Here is a 13484-nt window from a genome sequence, read left to right on the forward strand (position 1 = left end):
GGGGTGTGCGGACGTAAAGCGCAGCAGTCCGCACACCCACCCCGGAGGCCCCGCCACCGGCACCCACCACCCAGGCCGGGCCCCACCCCACAACCCAACCCGCCCCCGCCAAAGGCGGGAAAAAACAACAGAAACAAAAACGGCGGCGTCACCCGGCAACGTGGGAAACCGCCCGCAGCAACGCCTGCGCACGGGGATCCGCCGTCACATTCCGCTGCATCCCATTGGTGACGTAGCCGAACGCGAACCCGGTCTCCGGGTCGGCGCAGGCGAGCGAGCCCCCGCGGCCGGGGTGGCCGAAGGAACCGGGCGCCAGGAGCGGCGAGGCCGGTCCGTGGAGCATGAAGCCCAGTCCGAACCGGGTGGGGACGAGGAGGGTGCGGTCGGGCCCCGCGGACTCCTCGGTCCGGGCGAGGGTGAGCGTCGCGGGCGCGAAGAGCCGGGGGTGGCCGTCGACGGCGCCGATGAGCGCGGCGTAACAGCGGGCCAGCGAACGGGCGGTGGCGATGCCGGCGGAGGCGGGCAGCTCGGCGGCCCGGTATGCCGGGGCGTTCTCGTCGGGCGCCGGAGTGATCGCGGCGAAGGCGCGGCTGGTGAGCGAGTCCGGATCGGCGTACGCATCGGCGACGGACTGTTTCGGGCGTACCCGCAGCCCCGTCGCGGCGGGCGGGGCCGGTGTGCCGACGGCGGCCAGCCGGCCGAGGCGGGACTGCGCCGCCTCGGGCAGGCCGATCCACAGATCGAGGCCGAGCGGCCCGGCTATCTCCTCGGCGATCCAGCTGCCGAGGGTGCGGCCGGTGACCCGCAGCACCAGCTCGCCGATCAGCCAGCTGAAGGTCTGCGCGTGGTAGCCGTGGTCGGTGCCGGGCTCCCAGACGGGTTCCTGGGCGGCGACCGCGGCGGGGCCGCTGACGCCGTCGATGGCCTGGTCGGGGGTGAGCGGGGTGTCCAGGACCGGCAGTCCGGCGCGGTGCGAGAGCAGATGACGGACGAGTACGCGTTCCTTGCCGGCGGCCTTGAACTCGGGCCAGTACGTGCCGACCGGCGCATCGAGGTCGAGCTGTCCGCGCTGGTGCAGCAGCAGCGGAACGAGGGCGGCGACGCCCTTGGACGCGGACCGGATCACCTGGGCCGTGCCGGCCTCCCAGGGCGCCGCATCCGCCGCTTCCTTGTCCGCGTCCCCGTCTTTCGTGCCGCCCCACAGGTCCACGACCTTGCGCCCGTGCCGGTACACGGCGACCGCCGCGCCCCGCTCCCCGCGCCGGGCGAAGTTGGCCATGAAGGCGTCCCGGACCGGCTCGAAGCCGTCCTCGACCGTGCCCTGGACGTCCACCACTGATTCCTGCTTCCGCTCATCCGTCGCATTCGTGACCCATCCATGGTGCAACGCGCGGATCAGTGCTGATGACCAGGACCGCAGCCCGTGGCGTTCGTCACACGAGAACGCCACGGCGGCGGAGCGCCGGAGACGGTTCAGCGGCGGGTCACCGCGGTACGTCGACCGACCGCGGGTCGAATCCGAAGGGGAGCTCCAGCCGGTGGGTGCGCATCAGTTCCTCGTCGCACAGCAGCTCCTGGGTGGTCCCGTCGGCCACGATCACGCCGCCGGAGAGCACGACGGAGCGCGGGCACAGCTCCAGCGCGTACGGCAGGTCGTGCGTGACCATCAGGACGGTGACGTCCAACGACCGCAGGATGTCGGCGAGTTCACGGCGGGAGGCCGGGTCGAGGTTGGAGGACGGCTCGTCGAGGACCAGGATCTCCGGCCGCATCGCCAGCACGGTCGCGACGGCGACCCGGCGGCGCTGCCCGAAGGAGAGGTGGTGCGGCGGCCGGTCGGCGAAGTCCGCCATGCCGACCCGGGCGAGCGCCTCGGTGACCCGCTCCTCCAGTGCGGCGCCGCGCAGTCCCGCGGAGGCCGGCCCGAAGGCGACGTCTTCGCGGACGGTGGGCATGAACAGCTGGTCGTCGGGGTCCTGGAAGACGATGCCGACGCGGCGGCGGATCTCGGCGAGGTGCTCCTTGGCGACCGGGAGCCCGGCGACCGCGACACTGCCGGCGCCCGCTTCGAGGATGCCGTTGAGGTGCAGCACGAGGGTGGTCTTGCCGGCGCCGTTGGGCCCGAGCAGCGCGACCCGCTCGCCGCGGCCGACGGTCAGGTCGACGCCGAAGAGCGCCTGGTGGCCGTCGGGGTAGGCGTAGGCGAGCCGGGAGACGGCGAGGGAGGGGGCGGGTGTGGTGGTGCTCAAAGGGTCCATCCCAGGAGGCAGACGGCGAGCGCGGCGAGGGGGAGGGCGGCCGCGCGGGTCCATTGTGTGCCGGTGGCGGTGGTCTCGGTGACCTGGGGCATGGTGCCGGTGTAGCCGCGGCTGACCATGGCGAGGTGGACCCGCTCACCGCGCTCGTAGGAGCGGATGAACAGCGCGCCGGCCGACTTGGCGAGCACACCCCAGTGGCGCATGCCGCGCGCTTCGAAGCCGCGGGAGAGCCGGGCGATCCGCATCCGCCGCATCTCGTCGGCGATCACATCGCCGTAGCGGATCATGAACGAGGCGATCTGGACGAGCAGTGGCGGCATCCTGAGCCGCTGCAGGCCCAGCAGGAGTGCGCGCAGTTCGGTGGTGGAGGCGAGCAGCACGGAAGCGGCGACGCCCAGCGTCCCCTTGGCGAGGATGTTCCAGGCGCCCCACAGCCCCGACTCGCTCAGGCTCATCCCGAGGGCCTCGACGCGCGGCCCCTCGGCGACGAACGGCATCAGCAGGGCGAAGGCGACGAACGGCACCTCGATCAGCAGTCGCTTGAGCAGGAATCCGGCCGGGATCCGGGCGGCCCCGGCGGCGGCCGCGATCAGCAGCGCGTAGAGCCCGAACGCCCAGGTGGCCTCCCGCGGGGTGGAGACGACGACGAGGACGAAGCAGAAGACCGCGGCGATCTTGCAGTGCGCCGGCAGGGCGTGGACCGGTGAATGCCCGTGCCGGTACAGCTTGTGCGCATGCCCGGCACCCATCTCAGACGCCCTCCGACGGGCGCTCGGTGCCCACGCCCGGCTGCTCGCCGCTGCCGGCGTTCCTGCGCCGCCGCAGGACGACGAACACGCCGGTTCCCACGGCCAGCGTCGCGCCGACCCCGATGACGCCGGCCAGGCCGCCGGCCAGGCGCGGGTCGGTGATGTCCTTGACGCTGTAGTCGGCGAGCGGGGAGTCCTTGGCGGCGTGGTCCCTGGCCTTCGCGTCGATGCCCTGGTCGTGGGCGACCTTCTCCAGGCCGTCGGGGCTGGCGGAGGCGTAGTAGCTGATGCCGCCCGCGCACACCAGGGCGGCGGCGAGCCCGGCCAGCCAGACGCGGCGGGCGGAGCGGCGCGGGGCCGCGGCGGCCGGGGCCACGGGCTCGGACGCGGGAGCGGCGGCCGGGGCGGGCTCGTCGGCCGGGGCGGCGAGCGGCGAGGTCCGCAGCTCCAGCGGCTCGGCCAGACCACGTGCGCCGTACACCAGGTCGGGGCGTACGGCGATCACCGCGCCGACGGTCAGGGCGGTGATCGCCGCCTCGCCGATCCCGATCAGTACATGGACGCCCACCATGGCGGTGAAGACCTTGCCGATCGGCACGTCCGCGGTCCCGCCGAGCGCATAGATGGCGGTGAAGGCCACCGCGGCCGCGGGCACCGACAGCAGCGCGGCGACGAACGAGGCCACGGTGATCGAGCGACGGCGTCGCGGCAGCACCTTCACCAGCCCGCGGAACAGGCCGTAGGCGACCACGGTCGTCACGAGCGCCATATCGGTGATGTTCACGCCCAGTGCGGTCAGCCCGCCGTCGGCGAACAGCACGCCCTGCATGAGCAGCACGACGGAGACACACAGCACACCGGTGTACGGGCCGACGAGTATCGCCGCCAGCGCACCGCCCAGCAGATGCCCGCTGGTGCCCGCCGCGACCGGGAAGTTCAGCATCTGCACGGCGAAGATGAACGCCGCGACCAGTCCGGCCAGCGGCGCCGTGCGCTCGGCACCCGCGGTGCCGCCCGCTCCCGCACCCGCCAACTCACGCCGGGCGCCGCGCAGGCTGACCGCGACCGCGACGGCGGCGACCGCACCGGTCGCCACCGACACCGGCGCATTGATGAATCCATCGGGTACGTGCATCTCAGGCTTCTCCGCTTCAGGCTCTGCAACCCACCAATGGTGGTGCCTCCTGCAAATAACTTGCAAGAGCGCCCATGATGCGAAACGGCCACGGCGACCGCAAAACCGGGCCCCATCTGCACACCCCGCCCCCAGGGGCACATCCGTACGAACGGGCCGAGGGTGCGCCGTACCCCGGCGTGCGGTGCGGCCCCGGCCCCGGCACCTCCTCCGCACCCGGCCCGGCGACGGCCCCGCCCCCAGGGGAGGCCGTCGCCGGGCCCTTTGGTGCGCCGCTCCCCGTCCCCACGGGCCGGCGCCGGCTCCGGGTGACCGCTCCGCTCATACAGCGGTCCCGGAGGTCTGGGCGCACCGGCCGGAGCCGGTGCGGTGGCGGACCGTCAGACGCGCGCCGGTTCCGGTGCGGTGCTCGCGTCCGGTCCGTCGGCGGTGCCGGCGTCGCCGAGCTCCGTACGCAGGCCCTCGCCTTCGACATCCACGTTCGGCAGGAGCTTCTGGAGCCACCGCGGGAGCCACCAGGCGGAGCGGCCCAGCAGCGCCAGGACCGCGGGGACCACGGCCATGCGGACGATGAAGGCGTCGAAGAAGACGGCGATGGCGAGGCCGAAGCCGATCATCTTGATCATCGAGTCGGTGGAGCCGATGAAGCCGGCGAAGACGCTGATCATGATGACCGCGGCGGCGGTGACCACTCGCGCGCCGTGCCGGAAGCCGGTGACGACGGCCTCGCCCGGCCGCTCGCCGTGGACGAAGGCCTCGCGCATCCGCGTGACGAGGAAGACCTCGTAGTCCATCGCCAGGCCGAAGACCACGCCCACCATGAAGATCGGCATCATGCTCATGATCGGCCCGGTCTGCTCGACTCCGAACACGTCGCCCAGCCAGCCCCATTGGAAGACCGCGACGACCGCGCCGAGCGCCGCCACCACCGAGAGCAGGAAGCCGAGGGCCGCCTTGAGCGGGACGAGCACCGAGCGGAAGACCACCATCAGCAGGAGGAAGGCCAGGCCGACGACCAGCGCCAGGTAGGGCACGAGCGCGTCGTTGAGCTTCTGCGAGACATCGACATTCATCGCGGTGGTGCCGGTGACCAGGGTCTTCGCCCCGGTGTCCTGGGCGATACCGCTCGCCGTGGACCGGATGTCGTGCACCAGGTCCTCGGTCCCGACGCTGCTGGGCTTGGACTTGGGGACGACGTTCAGCATCGCGGTGTCGCCGGCCTTGTTGAAGGCGGGCCGGGTGACGACGGCGACGTCGTCCAGCTTGCCGACCTCCTTCGCGACCCGCGCGGCGGCGGACCTGGCGGTCTGCCCGGTGTGCGCGTCCCGGCCGTCGACGACCAGCATCAGCGGGCCGTTGACGCCGGGGCCGAAGCCGTCGGACAGCAGGTCGTAGGCCTTGCGCTGGGTGGTGTGGGCGGGCTGTGAGCCGTCGTCCGGCAGGCCCAGTTCCAGCGAGGTGGCGGGGATCGCGACGGCGCCGAGGCCGACCACGGCCGCGAGCAGTACGGCGACGGGGCGGCGCAGCACGAAGCGCGCCCAGCGGGTGCCCATGTTGGGCCGCTCCCCGCCGGTGCCGGGCCGGCCGGGCCCCTCGCCGGCCGCACTCGCCTTACGGGCCTTGCGGGGCAGCACCCGCGCCCCCGCGAAGCCCAGCAGCGCCGGGATGAGGGTCAGCGCGATGAGTACGGCGATGACGACGGTGCCGGCCGCGGCCAGGCCCATCTTCGTCAGCATCGGGATGTTGACGACGGTGAGGCCGACCAGCGCGATCACCACGGTCAGCCCGGCGAAGACGACCGCGGAGCCCGCGGTGCCCGCCGCGCGTCCGGCGGCATCCTCGCGCTCGCGGCCCTCGGTGATCTCGGCGCGGTAGCGGGAGACGATGAACAGGGCGTAGTCGATGCCGACGGCGAGGCCGATCATCGTGGCCAGCGTCGAGGTGGTGCTGGACAGGTCGAGCGCACTGCTCAGCGCGGCGATGGTGGAGACGCCGATGCCGACGCCGATCAGCGCGGTCAGCAGCGGCAGTCCGGCCGCGATCAGCGCGCCGAAGGTGATGACGAGGACCACCGCGGAGATCGCGATACCGATGACCTCGGTGGCGCCGGTCTCGGGGATGGCCTGCAGGGCGTTGCCGCCGGTCTCGACGGTCAGCCCGGCGTCCCGGCCGCCCTTGGCCGCGTCCTTGAGGGCGTCCTTGGAGGCGTCGGTCAGCTCGAAGCCGGTGACCTTGTAGGAGACCTGCGCGTAGGCGGTGCGGCCGTCCTTGCTGAGGGCCTTGGCGGTGTACGGGTCGGTGACCCGGTCGACCTGCGGGGAGCCCGACTGCAGGGCGTGGACGGTCCGTTCGACGGCCGCCTTGTTCGCCGGGTCCTTCATCGACTCGCCCCCGGGGGGCCGGAAGACCACCCGGGCCGTGGCGCCGTCGGCGTTCGTGCCGGGGAAGCGCTGGTCGAGGAGGTCGAAGGCGCGCTGAGCCTCCGTGCCGGGGATCGAGAAGGAGTCGGCGGCAGGTGCGGAGGCGGTGGCGGCCCCGACGCCGGCAACGGCCAGCAGGGCGACCCATATCAGGGCGACGAAGCGGCGTCGCCGGAAGGCGAAGCGGCCGAGCTTGTAGAGGAAGGTGGCCATCGGACCGGGTGCTCCCGTCGGAGGAGGGGCGTACAGAGGCGTGCGCCACCGCCCCGGCGACGAGAGCGGCGAGCCGGGTACGGGGGCTGGGACGAAGGGGAGTCGGGCGGGTGGGGTCAGACGCCGAGGGCGGGGAGGACCACGGCGTCGAGATAGGCGGAGAGGAACGCGGCATCGGCGCTGCGGTCCTCGATGAGCTGCCGGGCGATGAGCGCACCGACGAGCATGTGCGGGGCGAACTGGAGCGCGGGGCAGTCGGCCGCGATCTCGCCGCGGTCGATGGCGCGCTGCAGCATCGCGTTCAGTCCGGTCACCTCGGGGTCGAGGAGGACTTCACGCAGGGCCTGGTGCAGATCGGGGTTGCCGTGGATGGCCATCCCCAGCCCCCGCATCAGGGCCGCGTCCTTCTCCACCTGCCCCTCGTCGTCGGCCCGGCGCACCAGCTCGGCGAAGTCGCCGCGCAGGCTGCCGGTGTCGACGTCCACGGTGCTGACCGGCTTGCAGTGCCGCAACGCCCTGGCCACCAGCTCCGGCTTGCCCTGCCACTGGCGGTAGAGGGTGGCCTTGCTGGAGCGCGTACGGGCGGCGACGGCGTCCATGGTCAACGCGTCGTAGCCGACCTCACGCAGCAGATCGAGCACGGCGTTGAAGAGCTCGGCCTCCCGCTCGGGAGTCAGCCGGCTGCGTCCCATGACACGCACCTCTCGGTCGGACCGTACGAACGCGGCCACCCTATCGGCGACTGCGAACGAAACGGTTTCGTACACTTCGAAGCTACTGCCGGACCGAGCGAAACGGAACCGTTTCGCTTGTGGTCTGCGTCACCCGACCGACTTGCCGCCGCACCCACGTCCCGGAACGATGGGTGAGTGAGCGATGCACCCGAGGCTGTCGGGCCGCGCCCGGAGCCGAACCCCGCAGAGTCCCGCGGTCGGTTGCGCCGGATGCCGGCCACACCGGGCCCGCCGAGCTCGTCCGACGGCGCGTATCTGCGCTATCCCCATGTGCACGGTGATCTGCTCTGCTTCGCCACCGAGGACGATCTGTGGCTCGCCCCGGTCGCCCCCGACGGGCAGGAGCCCGGCCGCGCCTGGCGGCTGACCGTCGACCGCACCCGCGTCGGCCACCCCCGTTTCTCCCCCGACGGACAGCACATCGCCTTCACCACCTGGCGCAGCCTCGACCCGGAGATCCACCTCACGGCGGTCGACGGCGGCCCGGCCCGCCGGCTGACGTACTGGGGCAGCACCGACGCCCGGGTCTGCGGCTGGACCCCGCCCGACCACGAAGGCCAGTCGCACATCCTCGCGGTCTCCTCGCACGGCCAGCCGTTCTCGTACTACTCGTGGGCCTACAGCCTGTCCACCGACGGCAGCCCCGGCGGACAGCTGCCCTGGGGACCGGTCTCCGACATCGCGGTCACCGACGTCGAGGGGGAGCGCCGCACCCTGCTGCTCAGCGGCAAGCCGCCGCACGAGCCCGCGTCCTGGAAGCGCTACCGGGGCGGCGCGATGGGCCGGATGTGGCTGCACGGCACCCGGCTGATGCCGGACCTGTACGGGCACCTCGACTCGGTGATGTTCGTCGGCGGCCGGGTCGCCTTCCTCTCCGACCACGAGGGCATCGGCAACATCTACTCCTGTCTTCCCGACAGCACCGATCTGCGCCGGCACACCGACCACGCCGACTTCTACGCCCGGCACGCCTCCAGCGACGGCTCGCGCATCGTCTACCAGTGCGCCGGCGACCTCTGGCTGATCGACGACATGGGCCCGGACGCGGTACCGCGCAAGCTGGCCGTACGCCTGGGCGGTCCGCGGGCCGGACGGCGGACCTACCAGGTCCCCGCCGCCTCGCACGTCACCTCGCTCGCGGTGGACACCACCGGGCGGGCCAGCGCGGTCGGCGTACGCGGCAGCCTGTACTGGCTCACCCACCGCGACGGCCCGGCCCGCACGATCCATGACGTGCCGGGCGTACGGGTCCGGCTTCCCGAAATGCTGGGCGCCACCGGCCGGATCGCCTACGTCACCGACGCAGAGGGCGCGGACGCGATCGAGATCACCAATCTGCCGCGGGCCGGGGCGCCGGGCGAACCGCGCCGGCTGGCCGCCGGTGAGCTGGGCCTGGTCCAGGAGATGAGCTCCGCGCCGGACGGGGAGCGGCTGGCGGTGGCCTCGAACGACGGGCGGCTGCTGCTGGTGGACGTGTCCCGGCCGGAGGAGGGGTCGACCGAGGAGGACCGGTCCGCGGAGGAGGCGGCCGCCGGTCCCGGCGGCGTCACCGAGCTGATCCGCTCCGTCAACGGCCCGGTCCGCGACCTGGCGTTCTCCCCCGACTCCCGCTGGCTGACCTGGTCGCACCCCGGCATCGGCCGGACGCTGCGGCAGATCAAGATGGCCCGGCTGGCCGACCGGCACATCGTGGATGTCACCAACGGCCGGTTCGAGGACGAGCAGCCGGTGTTCACCCGCGACGGCCGCTATCTGGCGTTCTTGTCCTGGCGCGGCTTCGACCCGGTCTACGACGTGCACACCGGCGATCTGTCGTTCCCGCTGGGCTGCCGCCCCTATCTCGTACCGCTGTCGTCGGCGACCCCCTCCCCCTTCGCGCTGTCCCCGGAGGGACGGCCCGCGGCGGGCGGTCTGGACCCGGACGAGAATCCGCCGCCAGCCGGTGAGGGGCCGGTACTGGTGGAGGTGGAGGGGCTGGAGAACCGTGTCACCCCGTTCCCGGTGTCGGCGTCCAAGTACTCCTCGCTGAAACCGGTCAGCGGCGGTGGGCTGGTCTGGCTGCGCTGGCCCATCTCCGGCGCGCTGGGCGAGACCTTCGCCAACCCGGCCGACACCTCGGGCCGGCCCACCCTCGAACACTTCGATCTGACCAAGGCGCGGCGCACCGAACTCACCAGCTCCCTGGACGGGTTCGCGCTCAGCGGCGACGGCACGCGGCTGGTCGTCAACGACGAGGGCGAACTGCGCGCGGTGCCCGCGACCGAGCCGCCGGACAGCGATTCGACGGTCTTCCTGGACCTGCGGCGCATCCTGCACGATGTCGATCCGCCGGCGGAGTGGCGCCAGGCGTTCGACGAGGCGGGCCGGATCACCCGGGCCTATTTCTGGGATCCGCAGATGTGCGGCCTCGACTGGGACGGGGTGCTGGCGCAGTACCGGCCACTGCTCGAACGGATCGCCTCCCCCGACGAGTTCGCCGATCTGCTGCGCGAGGTGATGGGCGAACTGGGGACGTCGCACGCCTATGTCGCGGGCGCCCGGCGCAACGAGGGGCCGCCGCACTACCAGCGCGCCATGGGCCTGCTCGGCGCCAACCTCGTGTGCCGGGACGGCCGTTGGACGGTGACCCGGATCCTGCCCGGTGAGTCCTCGGACTCCAGGGCCCGCTCACCGCTGGCCGGTACGGGAATCCGTGAGGGCGCGGCGCTCACCCATGTCGACGGCCGCCGGGTGGACCCGGTGACCGGCCCGTATCCGCTGCTGGCCGCGGCCGGCGGCACCACCGTGGAGCTCACCTTCTCCCCGCCGGAGGGCGAGGGCCCGCCCCGCCGGGTCGCGGTGGTCCCGCTGATCGACGAACGGCCGCTGCGCTACCAGGACTGGGTGGCCAAACGCCGGGCGGTGGTACGGGAGCTGAGCGGCGGGCGGTGCGGCTATCTGCACATCCCCGACATGGGCGGCTCCGGCTGGGCACAGTTCAACCGCGATCTGCGCATGGAGGTCTCCCGGCCCGCGCTGATCGTGGACGTACGGGGCAACGCGGGCGGCAACATCTCCGAGCTGGTGATCGAGAAGCTGACCCGCACCATCATGGGCTGGGACCTGACCCGCGACGCCGAGCCCGTCTCGTACGCCAGCAATGCGCCGCGCGGCCCGGTCGTGGCGGTCGCCGACGAGATGACCTCGTCCGACGGCGACATGATCACCGCGGCCTTCAAACTGCTGGGCATCGGCCCGGTGGTCGGCATGCGCACCTGGGGCGGGGTGGTCGGGATGACCGGCCGGCACCGGCTCGCCGACGGCACCACGATCACCGTCCCGATGAACGCCGCGTGGTTCCGGCTCTACGGCTGGGACGTGGAGAACCACGGCGTCGAGGTCGACATCGAGGCGCTGCGCTCCCCGCTGCACTGGGCCGAGGGCCGGCATCCGCAGCTGGGCGTCGCGGTGCGCACGGTGCTGGAGCTGCTGGAGCGGCATCCAGCGGCGACTCCTCCGGACCTGTCGGACGTGCCGGACCGTCGGCGGCCCCCGCTGCCGCCACGGAGCGGGGACGCGTCCACGGCGGCCGGCGCCTGAACCGCGCCGTCCCCGCCGCACCGTTCAGCCCCCGGGACCGCTCGGCCCCGGACCGACCGCTCACGCCGGGCCGATCAGGAACTTCTGGTCGTCGGCTCCGGTGCAGCGCTGTGCCAGTGCCGTGACGCCGGGCCCCTCACCGCTGAGCGCGACACAGCGGTTGCCGTCCTCGCCGCTCAGCCGCAGCCGGTACGCCGTCCCGCCGGTCCCCGCCCGCCCGCCGGCCGGCTCGATACGGAACAGCGCGGCGGGCCCGCCCGCCGTGCAGTCCTCCCACGGCTCCAACAGCCCCGCAAGCCCCGGCTGCTGCAGCAGGACCAGACAGCCCTTGCCCTGGTCACGATGGGTCCACTGGATACGGTGGCGCCCCGCTCCGGCCGCCGTCAGATGCGTATGCGGCGGCACCGCTTCCGTACAGGGCCGCTGTACGGCGACCGTGCGGTACCGGTGCCGGCGCAGCACCCGTCCGTCCGTCAGACACAGGGCGGGAGCCCGCAGCGGACGGATCCGGACCTCGCCCGCAGGCAGCGGCGCGCTCGCCGTGGCGGACGGCCGGGGCGTCTCCGCCGTGGCGCGGGGCTGCCCACCGCCGTCCCCGGTCAGCAGCGGTATGCCCACCACGAGCAGCAGCGCCACCAGCGCGACGGCGCCGCCCGTCAGCACCTTCCGGTTCCCGTAAGGGCTCCGGCGCACAACGCCCGGTGCGGCGGCGCCGGACGTCTCCCCGGCGCCCGGTGGCTCCCCGGCCGTGGCCGCTTCCCGCTCCTCGATGCGCTGCCGGGCCGCGAGCCACTCCCCGGCCTCGTCCTCCGTGCAGCCGCACGCGCGGACGAAGACGGCGAGCAGCTCGGCCCTCGGCAGGGTCCGTCTGCGCAGGACATCGGCGAGCGTGCTGCGGGCGAGGACCTCGCCCCTTTCCGCCGCCCGCTGTTCGAGCCGGCGGTACGTCAATTGTGTGCGGTCCTTGAGCTGTTGCATCAGCTCGACGAGTGCGGCCGCATCACCGGCCTCCCGTGGGCATAAGCCGCCGGATCCCCCCGTGCTTCCCATGCGAGCCATTGAACCGTCGCCCGGCCGCGGCCACAACACCCGTTCCCGTCGCCCCGGACAGCGTCCTTCCGCCCTCCGGACAAGACCTCGCCCCCTCGTCCGGCCTGCCCGGACAGCCGCGGCGTGTCCGGGTCGGCCGTTTCCCCTTGCCGGACACCGCCGACCCCAGCATCGTCATGTCCTGCCCGGCCGGCACCGTCCAGATCATCAACGGCTCACCACACAACGGGAGATATTCCGATGGGAATGCGTCACCGGATCGTTCCGCTCGCCGCCGCACTGGCTCTCACCGGCGGTCTCGCCGCCACCGAGGCCGCCCCCGCGCTCGCCGCCCACCCGGCGTCCGGACCGTCAGCGCGGGCGGCCGCCGCGGGCGGGACGTACCTCTACTTCAACAAGAACCGGAGCAACCCGAGCAACTCGGCGCTCTACCTGATGAAGAGCGTCCCGAACGCCAAGGACAAGGTGCTCGCCAAGTACCGTGCGGGCTCCGGCAACGGCGGGCGCAACGGCAAGAACGAGTGCGCGAGCATGCAGGGCTGGCTGCCCAACGGCAACTACCGGGTGCTGGCCCACACCCCGCACCACAACGGCGGGTCCCGGGGCATCAACGGCTACGCGATCCAGGTCCAGGACAAGGTGTGCAAGAACGGCAGGACCAAGCGCACCGAGCTGTTCGTCCACAGCGAGATGAAGCCCAACGGCACCCAGGGCGCCCGGCAGCCCGGCCGGGACAACCCCTACCGCTGGGACGGCGTCCGCGACTACTACTCGCTGGGCTGCATCAAGCTGACCCCGGCCCACATCAAGAACCTCTTCTCGAAGGCCGCGCACTACGGCTGGCCGAAGAAGCTCAAGGTCGTCAGCTGAACCGTCGGCACCGGCCGACCCGGTAGGCACGGGGGCCACGGGGGGTACGGGGGTACGGGGGTACGGGGGTACGGGGGAACACTGGTGGGGCGCACCCGGTCGACCGGGTGCGCCCCTTCACGCATGACGCGTACGCCGCCGCGCGTGATGTTCAGGACGAGCCACGTCAGCTCTGGAAGCGGCCCTCGGCGGCGTCCATCGAGTCCTGGGCGGGCTGGCGGCTCTGCTGGCCACGCTCACGCGGCTGCGTGCCACGCTCCTGGCCACCCTGGCGCCGGTCCTGGTCCTGGCGCTGACCGCCACGCTCCTGGTCCTGACGCTGACCGCCGTGCTCGCGGTCCTGGCGCTGGCCGCCGCGCTCGTTACCCTGCTCGCGAGCGTCGCCCACGGCCTTGTTCGCCTGGTCCTTGAGCTCGTTGGCCTTGTCCTGGAACTGGTCCTTGATGCCCATGCTGTTCACTCCTAGTGGGGTGTAG

Annotated in this window: 10 protein-coding genes; 2 read left to right on the top strand and 8 right to left on the bottom strand. The window is 72.8% G+C overall.

Annotated features, from left to right (window positions below):
* Nucleotides 1-148: 148 nt before the first annotated feature.
* The 6 genes from ACWGI6_RS27020 to ACWGI6_RS27045 form a co-directional block, all read right to left on the bottom strand.
* Nucleotides 149-1336 carry a serine hydrolase domain-containing protein gene (locus ACWGI6_RS27020; protein WP_453269912.1) on the bottom strand — a complete coding sequence of 396 codons (1188 nt, stop codon included), beginning with the start codon at nt 1334-1336 and terminating at the stop codon, nt 149-151.
* A gap of 148 nt (nt 1337-1484) precedes the next feature.
* Nucleotides 1485-2258, bottom strand: coding sequence for an energy-coupling factor ABC transporter ATP-binding protein (locus ACWGI6_RS27025; protein WP_453269913.1), 774 nt, complete (start codon nt 2256-2258; stop codon nt 1485-1487).
* Complete coding sequence (gene cbiQ, locus ACWGI6_RS27030; RefSeq protein WP_453269914.1) at nt 2246-3007, bottom strand: cobalt ECF transporter T component CbiQ; 762 nt, start codon at nt 3005-3007, stop codon at nt 2246-2248. The genes ACWGI6_RS27025 and cbiQ overlap by 13 nt, the downstream gene beginning before the upstream one ends.
* Before the next feature lies 1 nt (nt 3008).
* Nucleotides 3009-4142 carry an energy-coupling factor ABC transporter permease gene (locus tag ACWGI6_RS27035; protein WP_453269915.1) on the bottom strand — a complete coding sequence of 378 codons (1134 nt, stop codon included), beginning with the start codon at nt 4140-4142 and terminating at the stop codon, nt 3009-3011.
* 380 nt (nt 4143-4522) lie between these two features.
* Nucleotides 4523-6775, bottom strand: a complete 2253-nt coding sequence (locus tag ACWGI6_RS27040) for an MMPL family transporter (RefSeq protein WP_453269916.1) — start codon at nt 6773-6775, stop codon at nt 4523-4525.
* A 116-nt stretch (nt 6776-6891) separates the two neighbouring features.
* Nucleotides 6892-7467: a TetR/AcrR family transcriptional regulator gene (locus tag ACWGI6_RS27045; RefSeq protein WP_393907555.1), complete on the bottom strand. Its 576-nt coding sequence runs from the start codon at nt 7465-7467 to the stop codon at nt 6892-6894.
* Nucleotides 7468-7719: 252 nt separating this feature from the next.
* Here ACWGI6_RS27045 and ACWGI6_RS27050 point away from each other — a divergent pair, with 252 nt between their 5' ends.
* Nucleotides 7720-11088, top strand: coding sequence for a S41 family peptidase (locus ACWGI6_RS27050; RefSeq protein ID WP_453269917.1), 3369 nt, complete (start codon nt 7720-7722; stop codon nt 11086-11088).
* Between the two features lie 60 nt (nt 11089-11148).
* Here ACWGI6_RS27050 and ACWGI6_RS27055 read toward each other — a convergent pair whose 3' ends face one another.
* The gene (locus tag ACWGI6_RS27055; protein ID WP_453269918.1) at nt 11149-12138 is read right to left on the bottom strand and encodes a hypothetical protein; all 990 of its coding nucleotides are present in this window, start codon (nt 12136-12138) and stop codon (nt 11149-11151) included.
* A 240-nt stretch (nt 12139-12378) separates the two neighbouring features.
* Between ACWGI6_RS27055 and ACWGI6_RS27060 the strand changes: the two genes are divergently transcribed.
* The gene (locus tag ACWGI6_RS27060; protein ID WP_453269919.1) at nt 12379-13008 is read left to right on the top strand and encodes a hypothetical protein; all 630 of its coding nucleotides are present in this window, start codon (nt 12379-12381) and stop codon (nt 13006-13008) included.
* 166 nt (nt 13009-13174) lie between these two features.
* On the opposite strand, the gene ACWGI6_RS27065 is transcribed toward ACWGI6_RS27060, so the two are convergent.
* Nucleotides 13175-13459 (bottom strand): hypothetical protein, encoded by a 285-nt coding sequence (locus ACWGI6_RS27065; RefSeq protein ID WP_453269920.1) that lies wholly within the window; start codon nt 13457-13459, stop codon nt 13175-13177.
* Nucleotides 13460-13484 lie beyond the last annotated feature (25 nt).

The organism is Streptomyces sp. NPDC054786 (assembly GCF_053611685.1).

What these genes read in the sequence shown, in the direction of transcription:
- ACWGI6_RS27025 (WP_453269913.1), bottom strand. Translation starts at nt 2,258, where the DNA reads ATGGACCCTTTGAGCACCACCACACCCGCCCCCTCCCTCGCCGTCTCC.
- cbiQ (WP_453269914.1), bottom strand. Translation starts at nt 3,007, where the DNA reads ATGGGTGCCGGGCATGCGCACAAGCTGTACCGGCACGGGCATTCACCG.
- ACWGI6_RS27035 (WP_453269915.1), bottom strand. Translation starts at nt 4,142, where the DNA reads ATGCACGTACCCGATGGATTCATCAATGCGCCGGTGTCGGTGGCGACC.
- ACWGI6_RS27040 (WP_453269916.1), bottom strand. Translation starts at nt 6,775, where the DNA reads ATGGCCACCTTCCTCTACAAGCTCGGCCGCTTCGCCTTCCGGCGACGC.
- ACWGI6_RS27045 (WP_393907555.1), bottom strand. Translation starts at nt 7,467, where the DNA reads ATGGGACGCAGCCGGCTGACTCCCGAGCGGGAGGCCGAGCTCTTCAAC.
- ACWGI6_RS27050 (WP_453269917.1), top strand. Translation starts at nt 7,720, where the DNA reads ATGCCGGCCACACCGGGCCCGCCGAGCTCGTCCGACGGCGCGTATCTG.
- ACWGI6_RS27055 (WP_453269918.1), bottom strand. Translation starts at nt 12,138, where the DNA reads ATGGGAAGCACGGGGGGATCCGGCGGCTTATGCCCACGGGAGGCCGGT.
- ACWGI6_RS27060 (WP_453269919.1), top strand. Translation starts at nt 12,379, where the DNA reads ATGGGAATGCGTCACCGGATCGTTCCGCTCGCCGCCGCACTGGCTCTC.
- ACWGI6_RS27065 (WP_453269920.1), bottom strand. Translation starts at nt 13,459, where the DNA reads ATGGGCATCAAGGACCAGTTCCAGGACAAGGCCAACGAGCTCAAGGAC.